Origin of the sequence: Streptococcus australis (assembly GCF_015553625.1) — a bacterium.
In the GTDB taxonomy this organism is placed as follows: Bacteria; Bacillota; Bacilli; order Lactobacillales; family Streptococcaceae; genus Streptococcus; species Streptococcus australis_B.
The window spans coordinates 50,107-65,285 of record NZ_JADNGY010000009.1 but is presented as its reverse complement, the minus strand read 5'-3'; the positions used below and the strand labels follow the sequence as shown (position 1 = coordinate 65,285).

Here is a 15,179-nt window from a genome sequence, read left to right as displayed (position 1 = left end):
AATGACAGAAGAATTGAAGCAAGAAACGACTGGTCAAGAATATGATGCCAGTCAGATTCAGGTTTTGGAAGGTTTAGAAGCAGTTCGGATGCGTCCGGGGATGTATATCGGATCCACTTCTAAAGAAGGTCTTCACCATTTGGTCTGGGAAATCGTCGATAACTCAATCGATGAGGCCCTTGCAGGATTTGCTAGCCATATCGAAGTCTTTATCGAAGCGGACAATTCGATTACAGTCGTCGATGATGGACGGGGGATTCCGGTTGACATTCAAGAAAAAACGGGTCGTCCAGCGGTTGAGACTGTCTTTACCGTTCTCCATGCGGGAGGAAAATTTGGCGGTGGTGGGTACAAGGTGTCTGGTGGACTCCACGGAGTTGGATCATCCGTCGTAAATGCCTTGTCGACTCAGTTAGATGTTCACGTCCATAAGAATGGCCAAATTCATTACCAAGAATACAAACGCGGACAAGTCGTTGCAGATCTTGAAGTGATCGGTGAAACTGATCGAACTGGTACAACCGTTCACTTTACTCCAGACCCAGAGATCTTCACAGAAACCACTGAATTTGACTTTGACAAGTTGAATAAACGGATTCAAGAATTAGCCTTCTTGAACCGTGGCTTACGGATCTCGATCACGGACAAGCGTGCAGGGCAGGAGCAAACGAAAGATTACCACTATGAGGGTGGGATTGCTAGTTATGTAGAATACATCAATGAAAACAAGGACGTCATCTTCGAAACTCCGATTTATACCGATGGAGAATTGGATGATATCACGGTTGAAGTAGCTATGCAGTACACGACTGGTTATCACGAAACCGTTATGAGTTTTGCCAATAACATCCATACCCATGAAGGGGGGACTCATGAACAAGGTTTCCGTACAGCTTTGACCCGTGTTATCAACGACTATGCGCGTAAGAATAAACTTCTCAAAGACAATGAAGAAAATCTAACAGGAGAAGATGTCCGGGAAGGGTTGACGGCAGTGATTTCTGTCAAACACCCAAATCCACAGTTTGAAGGACAAACCAAGACCAAACTTGGAAACTCTGAAGTGGTGAAGATTACCAACCGCTTGTTCAGCGATGCCTTCTCTGATTTCTTGTTGGAAAATCCGCAGATTGCCAAGAAAATTGTCGAAAAGGGAATTTTGGCTGCCAAAGCGCGTGTTGCTGCTAAGCGCGCCCGTGAAGTCACCCGTAAGAAATCTGGTTTAGAAATCTCAAACCTTCCAGGTAAATTAGCAGACTGTTCATCTAACAATCCAGCTGAGACAGAACTCTTCATCGTCGAAGGAGACTCTGCTGGAGGATCTGCTAAATCAGGTCGAAACCGGGAGTTCCAGGCGATTCTCCCTATCCGTGGGAAAATCCTCAACGTGGAAAAAGCCAGCATGGACAAGATTTTAGCCAACGAAGAAATTCGTAGTCTTTTCACAGCTATGGGAACCGGTTTTGGTGCAGAATTTGACGTATCGAAAGCACGTTATCAAAAATTAGTCATCATGACAGATGCCGATGTCGATGGAGCTCATATTCGAACCCTCCTCTTAACCTTGATCTATCGCTATATGAAACCAGTTTTGGAGGCAGGCTATGTTTATATCGCCCAACCACCAATCTATGGTGTAAAAGTCGGTAGTGAAATCAAAGAATACATCCAACCAGGAGCCAACCAAGAAGCAGAATTGGCTGAAGCCTTGGAGCGCTATTCTGAAGGTCGTTCCAAACCAACGATTCAACGATACAAAGGTTTGGGTGAGATGGATGATCATCAGCTCTGGGAAACAACGATGAACCCAGAACATCGCCTCATGGCGCGTGTGACAGTTGATGATGCAGCAGAAGCAGATAAAATCTTTGATATGCTCATGGGGGATCGAGTAGAACCTCGTCGTGAATTTATCGAGGAAAATGCCGAATATAGTACACTTGATGTATAAAATTCTGCGATATTTGCCAATTATTCGAATATTTATGATATAATAACTACGATTACTTTCAAGTAATTTAATGAAGGAGTTTTTATATGTCTAGTGGACTAATTATTCTCATTATTGTCATTGGGGTCCTCTTGGTTTTAGGATATGTAGTGGCAGTCTTATTGAGAAAGCGTAACGAAGCCTTACTGGCATCTCTGGAAGAACGAAAAGAACAGTTGTATAACCTTCCGGTAAATGATGAAGTAGAAGAAGTGAAGAATATGCATTTGATTGGTCAAAGTCAAGTTGCATTTCGTGAATGGAATCAAAAATGGGTGGACCTATCCCTCAATTCTTTTGCTGATATCGAGAACAACCTCTTTGAAGCAGAAGGCTACAACAATTCTTTCCGCTTTTTAAAAGCCAAGCAAGCAATTGGAAATATTGAGAGTCAGGTTCAATTAATTGATGAAGACATCAAGGCCATCCGTCAAGCTTTATCTGAATTAAAAGAAAAAGAAGAAAAGAATAGCGGTCGGGTTGTTCATGCCTTGGATATGTTTGAAAACTTGCAAAAACAAGTAGCTTCTGATCCAGACGCATACGGCCCAGCACTTCCCGAAATCGAGAAGCAAGCTGAAAATATTCAAGTTGAGTTTTCAAAATTTGTAACCTTGAATTCATCAGGTGACCCTGTTGAAGCTGCAGAAATTTTGGATACAGCTGAAAACCACATTGTAGCCTTGACGCATATTGTTGAAAAAGTTCCTGCAATTGTGAAGGATGTACAAACAACTCTTCCTGATCAATTGGAAGATTTGGAAGCTGGTCATCGCAAACTATTGGAGTCTGGTTATCATTTTACAGAGACCGATTTGGAAGCACGTTTCCAACAATTGCATGCAGCTTTGAAAGCCAACCTACAAAATGTTGCTGCTCTTGAATTAGATAATGCGCTCTATGAAAATGAGCAGATTCAAGAAGAAATCAACGCCTTGTATGATATTTTCACTCGTGAAATTGAATCATACAAAGTTGTTGAAAAATTGGTCAAAGCCTTACCAGGTTACCTTGCCCATGCGAAGGAAAATAACAAGCGTTTAGCAGAAGAAGTTGAACGTCTCAGCAAAACATTTGAAAGCAAAGAACTTAAGGAAAATCATTTGAAGGAGTTAGAAGCTGAATTAACAGCTCAAGAGCTCGTTGTAGAAGATGCCTTGAAGGATACATCTGAAACTCAAAAAGCCTACTCTATCCTTCAAGAAGAGTTAGAAGCGATTGAAGAACGTCTGAAAGAGATTGAAGATGATCAAATTGCTTTGAGCGAAACCTTGTCTAAGATTGAGAAAGACGATACGAATGCTCGTCAAAAGGTAAATATCTACGCTAACCGTTTACATGCTATTAAGCGCTACATGGATAAGCGTAACTTACCTGGAATTCCTCAATCCTTCCTTACTATCTTCTTCACTGCAAGTGATAACACAGAAGCTCTTTTGGCTGAGTTAGAAGGTCGTCGTGTCAATATTGAAAACGTCAATCGTCTCCTGGATATTTTGACCAACGATATGACAGAGTTAGAAGAAGAAACTTATAAACTGGTACAATACGCTACTCTAACAGAGCAGTTGCTTCAATACTCAAATCGTTATCGTTCGTTCGATGATCATGTCCAAGCAGCTTTTGATGAAGCTTTGTACATTTTTGAAAAAGAGTATGACTATCCTGCTTCCTTCAAAGTCATTTCAGAAGCATTGGAAACAGTAGAACCAGGAGTAACAGAGAGATTTGTTAGCTCATATGAAAAAACAAGAGAATCCATCCGATTCTAATCCAAAACATCCAGGAGAATATTCCTGGATGTTTTTTTATGGAGATAAGATGTGATGGGAAATACCAACATAGAAAGAGATAAAGGAGGTGACTCCATGAAAATTTTAATTGCTCCAGATTCATTCAAAGAGTGCCTACCCGCGAAAGAAGTAGCGGAAATGATTGCGGAAGGCTTGCGACAGTCTATTATCGATGTAGAACCGATTACTTGTCCTATTGGAGATGGAGGGGAAGGGACAGTGGATGCCATCCGATACTCGTTAGACTTGATGGAAACCTTTGCCCTTGTTACAGGTCCATTTGGAAAGCCGGTAGAAATGCGGTATGTGGAGAAGGAAACTATGGCTCTCTTTGAAGTAGCCGACTTGATCGGCTTAGGAAAAATTCCAGTTGATCAACGTCATCCACTTGACATAGAGACCCGAGGAATTGGAGAACTGATCTGTTATTTGATCAATAAAGGAAAAAAGGATATTTATATCGGGGTTGGAGGAACAGCCACCAATGATGGTGGGCTTGGTCTTGCAGTAGGTCTAGGCTATCAATTGTATGATAGAGAAGGAAAGCAATTGAAGGCCTGTGGACAAAGTCTTTTAAAGTGTGATTCCATCCGTAAAGAGAAAGCGATAAAGATTCCAGAGGATGTCCAGATACATATCTTAGCAGACGTGTCGAACCCTCTATGTGGACTAGATGGAGCAACCTATATTTTTGGAAAACAAAAGGGGCTTAGCCCCACTATGTTTGATAAAGTGGATCAAGCTATTTACAGCTTTTATGAAAAGAACTGTCCTAGTGTGTTGACCCAAGCAGGGATGGGAGCTGGTGGTGGCCTTGCGGCAGGTCTCTGTGCCTTCGCGCATGCAAGGATTGTTTCAGGAATTGAAACTTGTTTAGAGCTAATCGACTTTGACTCCAAGGTAGCAAATGCAGACTTGGTCATTGTCGGTGAGGGGCGACTGGACCATCAAAGTCTATCAGGAAAAGCTCCGATAGGAGTTGCGAGACGAACCCCAAAGGGAATCCCTGTCATAGCTATTTGTGGAAGTCTTGCAGATGATTTACCAAGTCTCCCATTTGAAAATATAGTCGGAGCTTTTTCCATAACGAAACACCCTGATAGTTTAGACCAACTTCTGAAGAACGCAAGGGAAAATCTTCTCTTTACAGCTAGAAATATTGGAAATCTATTAAGCATAGAAAAAAGCGGTTAAACCGCTTTTTTCTATGTAATCTTTTGCTATTGATATAAATGCCTAGGGGACAGTCATGATCAACCAAACCATTTCTTCCAAAGAGAAGGTTTGCTCGGTTTCTTTTCTTCCTCCCAGAGATCCGAAAAAGCAGTTCGGAGGTCCTTGTCAGTAGTGGTCACTGGTGCATCTGTATGAATCACGAGCCCAAAAGGAGAGGAGTCGTGTTCCTCCGAAACAATTGTAGCCTGGCAACCAAATTCTTTTGCTTGTTTTAGATAGCTCAACTGGACGCTAGAATCAACATTTGGAGAGATCTTTACAAAGAGAGGGTTAGCTTGTTCATTCAAGCTTTTCAGCACCTTCAAAAAGCCCTTCTGAAGCTGAGGACTATTGCTTGTTTTTAAATCGGCATATCCTAGAACGCGCTCTTCAAATGTACCTAGAAAGCGACGCTGTTCATCAGGATTTAATTTTAGGCCACCGTTAGCCTTTTCCATAATTTCTTTAGATAGATCAGTCATAAGAATAGTATATCATACTTTAGGTTGAAAATGCCAAACGAATAAAGGCTGTTCCAAACAAAAAGAAAGCGATTTCTTGATAAAGTTAAGGAAAATCTGCACAAAGATAACGTTTTTTCTTGAAAAACGCGTATTTTTAAGGTATCATAGAGGTGTAAAAAATTTAAACTCAAAGGAGAGTAAGAAATGTCAATTATTACTGATGTTTACGCTCGCGAAGTCCTAGACTCACGCGGTAACCCAACACTTGAAGTAGAAGTTTATACTGAATCAGGTGCTTTCGGACGTGGTATGGTTCCATCTGGAGCTTCTACTGGTGAACACGAAGCAGTTGAACTTCGCGACGGTGACAAATCTCGTTATGGTGGTCTTGGAACTCAAAAAGCTGTTGACAATGTAAACAACATCATTGCTGAAGCAATCATCGGTTACGATGTTCGTGATCAACAAGCTATTGACCGTGCAATGATCGCTCTTGACGGTACTCCTAACAAAGGTAAATTGGGTGCGAACGCAATCCTTGGTGTGTCTATCGCTGTAGCTCGTGCTGCTGCTGACTACCTTGAAATCCCACTTTACAGCTACCTTGGTGGATTCAACACTAAAGTTCTTCCAACTCCAATGATGAACATCATCAACGGTGGTTCTCACTCAGATGCTCCAATCGCTTTCCAAGAGTTTATGATCTTGCCAGTTGGTGCACCTACATTTAAAGAAGCTCTTCGTTACGGTGCTGAAATCTTCCACGCTCTTAAGAAAATCCTTAAATCACGTGGTTTGGAAACTGCCGTAGGTGACGAAGGTGGATTCGCTCCTCGTTTCGAAGGAACTGAAGATGGTGTTGAAACTATCCTTGCTGCGATCGAAGCTGCTGGATATGTACCAGGTAAAGACGTATTCATCGGGTTTGACTGTGCATCATCAGAATTCTACGATAAAGAACGTAAAGTCTACGACTACACTAAATTCGAAGGTGAAGGCGCTGCTGTACGTACTGCTGCAGAACAAATCGACTACCTTGAAGAATTGGTTAACAAATACCCAATCATCACTATCGAAGATGGTATGGATGAAAATGACTGGGACGGATGGAAAGCTCTTACTGAACGTCTTGGTGGAAAAGTTCAATTGGTTGGTGACGACTTCTTCGTAACAAACACTTCATACCTTGAAAAGGGTATCGCAGAAGGAGCAGCTAACTCAATCCTTATCAAAGTTAACCAAATCGGTACTCTTACTGAAACATTCGATGCTATCGAAATGGCTAAAGAAGCTGGTTACACTGCCGTTGTATCACACCGTTCAGGTGAAACTGAAGATTCAACAATCGCTGACATCGCAGTTGCAACAAACGCAGGACAAATCAAGACTGGTTCACTTTCACGTACAGACCGTATCGCTAAATACAATCAATTGCTTCGTATCGAAGATCAACTTGGTGAAGTAGCTGAATACCGTGGATTGAAATCATTCTACAACTTGAAAAAATAAGCTAGTTTACTAGACTAAAAAGATCCTTGAGTTTTCTCAAGGATTTTTTTTGCTATCGAGCTAAACAAAAAATCCTCAACCAAGTAGTTGAGAATTTTAGGGATTAGAATAAGCCTTTGATTTTATCAACAGCACCGCTCACTAGATCGTTTCCAGCAACAAGAGCTTTTGCTTGTTCTAAGTAGTCACCAAGGTTATCCTTGTTGTCATCGATAAATTTTTTAGCAGCATCGAAATCTTTCTTTTCGATCATTTCTTTGACTTGGTTAAATAAATCCATTGGGTTCATGAGTTTTCTCCTATAACCTATTTATTATTATCACTATTTAATCACTTTTTAACCAAACTAGCAAGCGTTTTGATTGTTAGTTGAAGAGGACACAAACCGCCTCTGGTACGTGGAAATCATGGCTTAATTCAGTCAATCTACCACTCGTTTTATCGCGTTTAAAAACAGTGGCATTGTCTGAATCTTGATGAACTGCAATGAGATATTCTTGGTCCGGACTAAGAATGAAATCACGTGGATTGAGTCCATTGGTTGGAACGATTTCCAGAAGCACTAAGCTACCATCTGCCAAGATTTCATAAACTGCAATGGAGTTATGGGCACGATTTGAGGCATAGAGGAATTTCCCATCCTCTGAGAGGCGAATAGCAGCGGCCCATTTTTGACCTTCATACTCTTTAGGTAGGGTTGAGATGGTTTGGAAATGTTCAAAGTAGCCAAGTCCGTCATAGAAAAGGACATCGATGGTAGCGTTTAATTCGTTAATGAGGTAGGCGGTCTTGTAATGAGAGTGGAAAATGATATGACGTGGACCAGCACCTGGAGCTGTTTGATAGGTTTGAGTCTTCGTTAGTTTACCAAGATCATCGACTTGATAGACCACTACTTGATCGGTACCCAAATCACAAGTGATGAGTAGCTTATCGGGAGTGAGATCTGCATAATGTACATGGGGACTCGCTTGGTTTTCGTGAGGTCCAGAACCCTGATGAGTCGCTTGGTCGACAAAGGTTAAATGACCATCTTCATGGATGCGATATGAGAGGACTTGTCCCTTGTGGTAGTTAGCTCCATAGACCAAGCCACGCGCCTCATCAACAGAGACATAACAGAGGGGCGCCCCTTCCTCGACCACATGATTGATTAACTGGTGATCAGGACTAAAGCTTGCAATGCCGCCAAGACCTTGCTCCGCACCCACACTGTATAAGAAACCAGCTTTTGAAAAAGCGAGATAGGTTGGGTTTGGCTCTTGAGCAACTAGTTCTAAGTCGCTAAGTTGACCAGTTCTTTCATCGAAGGAAGCCTTATAAATTCCTTTAGAGTCTCGTTTGGTATAGGTTCCGAAATAAATATCTTGCATCACATGCACCTCGACTTTGTTGATAGCTCCATTATATCAGAAAAGAAGGGGATGGAAAACGATTAGGTGAAGGATTGACAAGCTAAGCATTAAAAAAAAGCTCACATTTCAGCTATATCGTGAAATTATGGACTAAAAATGCTAAAATAAAGACAGATTGAAAACGAAGGAGATTCCCGTGGAACATAAAGAAAAAGATTTTAGTTTATCCTGGTTTTTTAAATGGTTTGTAGATAATAAAGCCATTACTGTTTTTCTAGTAACCTTACTGATGGGATTGAATATTTTAGTTCTCAGCAAGATTAGTTTTATTTTTACACCCCTGTTAGAGTTTGGAGCAGCAGTCATGCTACCAGTCATTATTTCAGGGCTCCTCTATTATTTGTTAAATCCAATCGTGGACTTTTTGGAAAGGCACCGAGTCAAACGGATCATTGCAATTTCCATCGTCTTTATTTTGATCGCGCTTCTCATTTTATGGGGCTTGGCTGTCGCTATTCCAGCTATTCAACATCAAGTTCTTAGTTTTATGAAGAACCTGCCAGATTACTTGGAAAAGGCCAATAGGACCATCGATGATGTCTTAGACAACAAAGTGTCGCCAGAAATCAAGCCTCAGCTGGATGAATGGACCAGCCAATTGTCGCAGAATATTACCAGTTGGGCGAGTTCTTTTTCCGCCCGAGCAGTCAACTGGGTCAGCAATCTGATTACTGTCGCCTCTCAGGTCATTATCGCTTTGATTATTATGCCTTTTATCGTCTTCTATCTTTTGAGAGATGGAAAGAACTTAAAAGGGCAAATCATCCGTTTCTTGCCAACCAAGATTCGTAAATCTGCAGACAAAGTACTGTCTGATGTCAATACACAATTGGCTAATTATGTCAGAGGTCAGATTACTGTTGCTATCATCGTAGCTTTAATGTTTATTCTTCTGCTTAAGATCATTGGGCTTCGTTACGCTGTGACACTCGGTGTAACCGCTGGTTTTTTGAACTTGATACCATACTTGGGCAGCTTCTTGGCCATGCTCCCAGCCTTAGTCTTGGGGTTGGTGGCAGGACCAGAGATGTTTGTCAAAGTCGTCATTGTCTTTATTGTTGAGCAAACAATCGAGGGACGTTTCGTTTCCCCACTTGTCTTGGGGAGTCAGCTCAATATCCACCCAATCACGATTCTGTTTGTATTGATTACTTCTGGCTCTATGTTTGGAATCTGGGGAGTCTTCTTAGGAATCCCGGTTTATGCTTCGGCTAAAGTAGTCATCAGTGCTCTATTTGAATGGTATAAAGAGGTCAGTGGTTTGTACGAAAAGGACGAAGTTGAGGAAATTCAAAGTGAAGAATAGTCAAAAAATTCTAGAAGCAATTGAGAAACAAGAGCTAGATCGTCTGCCAGCTTATTTGGATAAGGCTTTGCTAGAAGATGATCCAGCTACCTTGTTAGAATTGGGACAATATTTTGAAAGTATTGGTTTTTACCCAGAAGCCAAGCAAACCTACTTGCATCTGAGAGATGATTATCCAGAGGTCTATCTGAGTCTAGCCACTATCGTAGCGGAAGATGGACTAATGGAAGAAGCCTTTGCTTATTTGGAAGAAATCCCGGAAAGTTCGGAATGGTATCTAGCCAGTCTCTTAGTCAAGGCAGACCTCTACCAAAGTGAGGGCTTGGCAGATGTGGCTCGAGAAAAACTGATGGAAGCAGCGACTCTTTCAGATGACCCTATTATTCAACTAGGCTTGGCAGAGATTGATTTAGAACTTGAAAATTACCAAGAAGCCATTCAAGAGTATGCTCAGTTAGACAACCGTCTCATTTTAGAAGAAACGGGCATTTCCACATACCAGCGGATTGGCTATGCTTATGCGAATCTGGGTCGGTTTGAGTCTGCTATTGAGTTTTTAGAAAAGGCCTTGGAAATTGAGTTTGATGACCAGATTGCCTATGAATTGGCAACCCTTCTCTCTGACCGAGAAGAGTATCAACGTTCTCTGATCTACTTCAAGCAGATTGATACACTGTCGCCAGACTTTGAAGGGTATGAATACGGCTATGCCTTGGCTCTTCAAGCTGAAAATGACCGAGAAACAGCGTTAGCAATAGCAGAGCAAGGAATCCAAAAGAATCCTTTTGACGCTTATCTCCTCCTTCTAGCCTCCCAATTGGCCTACGAGTTGCACCAGCCAGAAAAAGCAGAGAAGTATTTGTTAGAAGCCAAAGAAGTTGCTGAGGATCTTGAAGATATCGCCCTTCGTCTGACAACTCTTTATCTGGAACAGGAACGTTATGAAGACGTCCTTGAATGGCAAGAAGTGGAAGTGGAAAATGTCGTCACCCGTTGGAATATCGCTCGTGCCTTGGTAGCACTCGAAGAGGTTGAAAAAGCGGCTCCGATCTATGAAGAGCTCTACCCAGATTTGAAAGAAAATCCAGAGTACTTAGAAAGCTATAGTTACCTCTTGAGAGAGTTGGGACAAATCGCAAAAGCCCGGGAAGTGGCAGAAGGCTATTTGCAGCTAGTCCCAGATGATGGGCAAATGCAAGCTTTCTATGAGAGCCTGTTAGAAGATTAACTACTTGACCCTTGAAGGGCGGGAATCAGAACAAGTTTGTATCATGGTTCGGTCCCGCTCTTTTTTAATCAGTCTTTCTGTTATTGTCCTTGAGAATATGGTATACTGGAAGGGCTAAAAAGAAGACAAGATGAATGAGGGAGAAGATAATGGAACCGGTGAAATTGTTTCAATACAATACCTTGGGGGCTTTGATGGCTGGTCTCTATGGAGGATCCTTTACGGTTAAAGAATTACTAGAGCATGGAGATTTAGGAATTGGGACCCTGGACTCAATCGATGGCGAATTGATTGTCTTAGATGGTAAGGCTTATCAAGCTAAGGGTTCAGGAGAGGAACCAGAGATTGTGGAAGTATCTTCAGATGCGACTGTCCCCTATGCAGCCATTGTTCCCCACCAGGCCGAAGTGATTTTTCGACAACGCTTTGAAATGACAGATGAGGAGTTAGAGGCTCGCATTGAATCTTATTACGATGGCGAAAATTTGTTTCGTTCCATCAAGATTCACGGTGATTTCGCCAAAATGCATGTGCGCATGATTCCCAAATCAACTTCGGAGACCAAGTTTGCAGATGTAGCAACCCATCAGCCAGAATTTACACGAGAAAATGTTACAGGAACCATTGTTGGTTTTTGGACGCCAGAGATGTTTCATGGGGTCAGTGTAGCAGGCTATCACCTTCACTTTATCTCAGATGACCATACCTTTGGAGGACATGTTATGGATTTTGTCATCAAAGAGGGCATCGTCGAAGTTGGAGCCATTGATCAATTGGACCAACGCTTTCCTGTCCAGGACCGCCAGTATCTCTTTGCCAAGTTCAACGTTGACCAGGTCAAAGAGGATATCCACAAATCAGAATAAAACAAAAGGGCTGAGATGATTCTCAGCCCTTTTTATTACTCATTGATGCGCATAGATTTGATCTTTTCTTCTTCAGGGGTGACCCGTAGGGTTTTCTGACCGGTATAGGTTACAAATCCAGGTTTTCCTCCGGTCGGTTTGTTGAGTTTTTTTGTTTCAATCATGTCGACTTGGACCAGATTGGACAGGCGTCCCTTAGAGAAATAGGCTGCAAGCTCAGCTGCATCGGTTTTGACCTCATCTGAAGGGTTGAGGTTACCTGTAATGACCACGTGACTACCTGGAATATCCTTAGCGTGGAACCAGAGTTCGTCCTTTTTAGCCATTTTGAAGGTCAATTCTTCGTTTTGAAGATTGTTCCGGCCGACCAGAATAATGGTCTTGCCATCTGATGCTAAGTACTTCTCTGGTTTTTTCCGTTTGTGGATCTTTTCTCGGTTGCGTCGTTTGATAAAGCCTGTTTGGATCAGCTCTTCGCGAATCTCGGCTACTTCAGAAAGGCTGGCTTGGGCCAGAGCGGTCTCGACCGTCTCTAGGTAGGAGATAGTTTCCTTGGTTTCCTGGATGAGAGAGGTCAAATGTTTGACGGCTTCTTTTAGCTTCTGGTAACGCTTGAAGTAGCGTTGAGCATTTTGACTGGGGGTCAAGGCCTTATCCAAAGCAATGGTAATAGGCTGGTTGGTATAGTAGTTGTCCAAGGTGACCTGGTCTTGATCATTTGGGACTTGATGGAGGAAGGTAGTGAGTAGTTCGCCTTTTTGACGGAATTCTTCGGCATTTTCTGTCGCTGCTAGTTCGGCTTCCTGTTTGGCCAATTTTTTCCGGTTCTTTTCTAGCTCATTATCCACCTTGCGGATTAGTTCCCCAGCTTGTTGTTGGACCCGGTCGCGCTCAGCCTTGTCCAAGTAGTAGTGGTCGAGTAGATCTGATAAGGTTTCAAAGGTCTCCTCCTGGCTATCTGCATAAGCGAGAGCAGCAAAAGATTTTTTCGTTAGACGGGGATCTGTTGGAGCTTCAAAGAATGCTCGGAAGGTTTTTAATTTTTCTCCGCTTTCTAATCGACTGGCCAATTCTTGAGCAGTATCTCGACCAAGACCCTGGAAATGGGTTTGAAGGTTTTTAGGTGTCAACTCTTCTCGGTGAAGAAAGGCGAATAAGGCTTCGTCTTTAATGGTAAAGGGGTTGACCGCTTCGGTTTTTGGAGGAGCTACATAGGTTGATCCAGGGAGAATGGTCCGGTAGCTATTTTGTGAGAAGCCCACATGCTTGATTGCTTCGATGATTTTTCCAGTTGCCTTGTCCAGAAGAATGATATTGCTGTGCTTACCCATGATTTCAATAATCAGGGTTACAGATATATCATCCCCAATCTCATTTTTATTGGAGACGGCAATTTCTAAAATACGGTCATTCTCCAGTTGCTGGATCTGCTCAATGACTGCCCCTTGGAGATACTTGCGCATGACCATGATAAAGGTATTAGGGAAGGCAGGATTCTCAAAATTGGTCTGAGTCCGTTGGATCCGACCAAAAACAGAGTGGGAAGACAGCAAGAGTTTTTGATTCTTGCGATTGCTACGAATTTGTAAAACCAACTCTTGTTCAAAGGGTTGGTTAATTTTTTGGATGCGACCATATAGGAGTTCGCTTTGTAATTCATTCACCATATGGTGTAAAAAAAATCCATCAAAAGACATGGGGTTCCTCAACATTCTAGACTAATTCTAGTAAATTATATCAAAAAAGTGCCTGAAAACCCAGTAAGAAGGCGGTTTTCAATCCTTGTAAAAGCATCCGTTAGAAAATGAATTTCAGGAAATGACGAACGTTTTCAAAAAAAACATAAAAAAGTATTGACAAGGCTTACGGAAACATTTACAATGGATTCAATTAGAAAAGTAATAAATGAAAATTTAATAGAGAGCTCACGGTTGGTGGAAGTGGGTAGTGGACATTTATGAAATTGGACTAATGATGAGATGAATTTGAAACAATAAAAATTCGGTCGGCACACCTTATCGTGCAACTTGTTGCTAGACAAGACAGAGACATGGGAGGAGTATATCCATTTTCCCATAAGTGAGGTGGCACCGCGATGACACGTCCTCACATAGCTATAGCTATGTGTGGGCGTGTTTTTGTTTCAAAAAGAAGGGAGAAAAGAAGATGAAGAAACGATGGCGACTCAGTCTTTAACAAAGATGCGAAAAAACGAAAAAATAAATAATTGAGGTAAAGAAAATGAAAAACAAACGTGTATTGGGAATGATTGGTGCTTTGCTAGCTATTATTTTAGTAGCAGTAGTCTATCCAATGTTAAACAATAAAAATGAAGCTAATAAAGCAGATGGAACTAAAAAGGTAAAAGTCGGTGTCTTGCAGTTGGTCAGCCACCCATCGCTAGACGAAATCTACAAGGGGATTCAAGATGGCTTGGCTGAAGAAGGCTATGACAAGGACAAGATTGAGATTGAATTCCTCAATGCAGAAGGGGACCAAAACAAGGTTGCTACCATGAGTAAGCAATTGGTCCAAAACAACAACGACGTTTTGATCGGAATCGCAACCCCATCTGCTCAAGGTTTGGCTAGTGCAACCAAGGACAAACCAATCGTCATGGGTGCTATCACAGACCCAGTCGGCGCTAACTTGGTCAAAGATTTGAAAAAACCAGGTGGCAATATCACAGGAGTATCTGACCACAACCCAACGGAACAACAGTTGAAATTGATCAAAGAGTTGACTCCAAACGTGAAAACAATCGGTGTCCTTTACTCAACCAGTGAAGATAATTCTAAAACGCAAGTAGAAGAATTTACAAAATTGGCTGAAAAAGCAGGCTACAAGGTGGTTCCTTATTCAGTCCCTTCTACAAATGAAATTGCTTCAACGGTTTCTGTCATGACTGGTAAAGTGGATGCTATCTGGGTTCCAATTGACAACACCATCGCTTCAGCCTTCTCAACGGTAGTCGAAGCAAACAAAACAGCTAAAAAACCAATCTTCCCAAGTGCGACAGCCATGGTCGAAGCTGGTGGTTTAGGCTCAGTCGTTGTCGATCAACACGATCTTGGAGTGGCAACTGGTAAAATGGCTGCGAAAATCTTGAAAGGTCAAAAACCAGCTGACACACCAGTTGAAATCTTCACAGATGGTAAGTCTGTCATTAACAAAAAAGTGGCAGAAGAATTAGGCATTACCATTCCAGAATCTGTCTTGAAAGAAGCTGGACAAGTCATCGAATAAAAACCAAACGAATAACAAGAATGGCAAGTGAAGAAAAACAGGCTTCACTTGTCATTTTTTGTAAAATCTGCTAAACTAGAATGTAACTGAATAGAAATCTGCAAGACTAGTACCTCAAGGGAAGTGCAACAGGGAGAAGAGCCGTGA

The 15,179-nt window shown here is 41.9% G+C and carries 12 protein-coding genes and 1 other annotated feature; of the genes, 8 read left to right on the top strand and 4 right to left on the bottom strand.

Annotated features, from left to right (window positions below; all coding sequences use genetic code 11):
• Position 1: 1 nt before the first annotated feature.
• The 3 genes from gyrB to I2D56_RS08260 all read left to right on the top strand — a co-directional run bounded on the left by gyrB (position 2) and on the right by I2D56_RS08260 (position 4,977).
• The gene (gene gyrB, locus I2D56_RS08270; RefSeq protein WP_195348342.1) at positions 2-1,951 is read left to right on the top strand and encodes a DNA topoisomerase (ATP-hydrolyzing) subunit B; all 1,950 of its coding nucleotides are present in this window, start codon (positions 2-4) and stop codon (positions 1,949-1,951) included.
• 86 nt (positions 1,952-2,037) lie between these two features.
• Complete coding sequence (gene ezrA / locus I2D56_RS08265) at positions 2,038-3,762, top strand: septation ring formation regulator EzrA (RefSeq protein ID WP_195348341.1); 1,725 nt, start codon at positions 2,038-2,040, stop codon at positions 3,760-3,762.
• A 96-nt stretch (positions 3,763-3,858) separates the two neighbouring features.
• The gene (locus I2D56_RS08260; RefSeq protein WP_023027061.1) at positions 3,859-4,977 is read left to right on the top strand and encodes a glycerate kinase; all 1,119 of its coding nucleotides are present in this window, start codon (positions 3,859-3,861) and stop codon (positions 4,975-4,977) included.
• 59 nt (positions 4,978-5,036) lie between these two features.
• On the opposite strand, the gene I2D56_RS08255 is transcribed toward I2D56_RS08260, so the two are convergent.
• On the bottom strand, positions 5,037-5,480 hold the full coding sequence (locus tag I2D56_RS08255) for a DUF1694 domain-containing protein (RefSeq protein WP_154853371.1): 444 nt from the start codon (positions 5,478-5,480) through the stop codon (positions 5,037-5,039).
• Positions 5,481-5,666: 186 nt separating this feature from the next.
• On the opposite strand from I2D56_RS08255, the gene eno reads away from it, so the two are divergent.
• The gene (gene eno, locus I2D56_RS08250) at positions 5,667-6,971 is read left to right on the top strand and encodes a surface-displayed alpha-enolase (protein ID WP_048691017.1); all 1,305 of its coding nucleotides are present in this window, start codon (positions 5,667-5,669) and stop codon (positions 6,969-6,971) included.
• Positions 6,972-7,074: 103 nt separating this feature from the next.
• On the opposite strand, the gene I2D56_RS08245 is transcribed toward eno, so the two are convergent.
• Positions 7,075-7,260, bottom strand: a complete 186-nt coding sequence (locus I2D56_RS08245) for a hypothetical protein (protein ID WP_023023803.1) — start codon at positions 7,258-7,260, stop codon at positions 7,075-7,077.
• 76 nt (positions 7,261-7,336) lie between these two features.
• A complete protein-coding gene (locus I2D56_RS08240) occupies positions 7,337-8,347 on the bottom strand; it encodes a lactonase family protein (RefSeq protein ID WP_042361161.1) in 1,011 nt (336 codons plus the stop codon).
• Between the two features lie 175 nt (positions 8,348-8,522).
• On the opposite strand from I2D56_RS08240, the gene I2D56_RS08235 reads away from it, so the two are divergent.
• From I2D56_RS08235 to budA, 3 genes are all read left to right on the top strand, one after another.
• Positions 8,523-9,692: an AI-2E family transporter gene (locus I2D56_RS08235; RefSeq protein WP_048691022.1), complete on the top strand. Its 1,170-nt coding sequence runs from the start codon at positions 8,523-8,525 to the stop codon at positions 9,690-9,692.
• Entirely contained in the window at positions 9,682-10,920 is a 1,239-nt protein-coding gene (locus I2D56_RS08230) for a tetratricopeptide repeat protein (protein ID WP_023027056.1), read from the top strand. Before I2D56_RS08235 ends, I2D56_RS08230 begins: the two co-directional genes overlap by 11 nt.
• A 149-nt stretch (positions 10,921-11,069) precedes the next feature.
• Positions 11,070-11,786: an acetolactate decarboxylase gene (budA, locus tag I2D56_RS08225; protein ID WP_048714898.1), complete on the top strand. Its 717-nt coding sequence runs from the start codon at positions 11,070-11,072 to the stop codon at positions 11,784-11,786.
• Positions 11,787-11,821: 35 nt separating this feature from the next.
• Here the strand turns inward: budA and I2D56_RS08220 are convergent, their stop codons facing one another.
• Complete coding sequence (locus I2D56_RS08220) at positions 11,822-13,483, bottom strand: Rqc2 family fibronectin-binding protein (RefSeq protein ID WP_048714896.1); 1,662 nt, start codon at positions 13,481-13,483, stop codon at positions 11,822-11,824.
• A gap of 179 nt (positions 13,484-13,662) precedes the next feature.
• Positions 13,663-13,897: a binding site (T-box leader), on the top strand.
• 130 nt (positions 13,898-14,027) lie between these two features.
• Between I2D56_RS08220 and trpX the strand changes: the two genes are divergently transcribed.
• Positions 14,028-15,032 (top strand): tryptophan ABC transporter substrate-binding protein, encoded by a 1,005-nt coding sequence (trpX, locus tag I2D56_RS08215; RefSeq protein ID WP_195348340.1) that lies wholly within the window; start codon positions 14,028-14,030, stop codon positions 15,030-15,032.
• Positions 15,033-15,179: the final 147 nt, after the last annotated feature.

Coding starts and splice junctions, on each gene's coding strand:
- gyrB (WP_195348342.1), top strand. CDS start 2: ATGACAGAAGAATTGAAGCAAGAAACGACTGGTCAAGAATATGATGCC.
- ezrA (WP_195348341.1), top strand. CDS start 2,038: ATGTCTAGTGGACTAATTATTCTCATTATTGTCATTGGGGTCCTCTTG.
- I2D56_RS08260 (WP_023027061.1), top strand. CDS start 3,859: ATGAAAATTTTAATTGCTCCAGATTCATTCAAAGAGTGCCTACCCGCG.
- I2D56_RS08255 (WP_154853371.1), bottom strand. CDS start 5,480: ATGACTGATCTATCTAAAGAAATTATGGAAAAGGCTAACGGTGGCCTA.
- eno (WP_048691017.1), top strand. CDS start 5,667: ATGTCAATTATTACTGATGTTTACGCTCGCGAAGTCCTAGACTCACGC.
- I2D56_RS08245 (WP_023023803.1), bottom strand. CDS start 7,260: ATGAACCCAATGGATTTATTTAACCAAGTCAAAGAAATGATCGAAAAG.
- budA (WP_048714898.1), top strand. CDS start 11,070: ATGGAACCGGTGAAATTGTTTCAATACAATACCTTGGGGGCTTTGATG.
- I2D56_RS08220 (WP_048714896.1), bottom strand. CDS start 13,483: ATGTCTTTTGATGGATTTTTTTTACACCATATGGTGAATGAATTACAA.
- trpX (WP_195348340.1), top strand. CDS start 14,028: ATGAAAAACAAACGTGTATTGGGAATGATTGGTGCTTTGCTAGCTATT.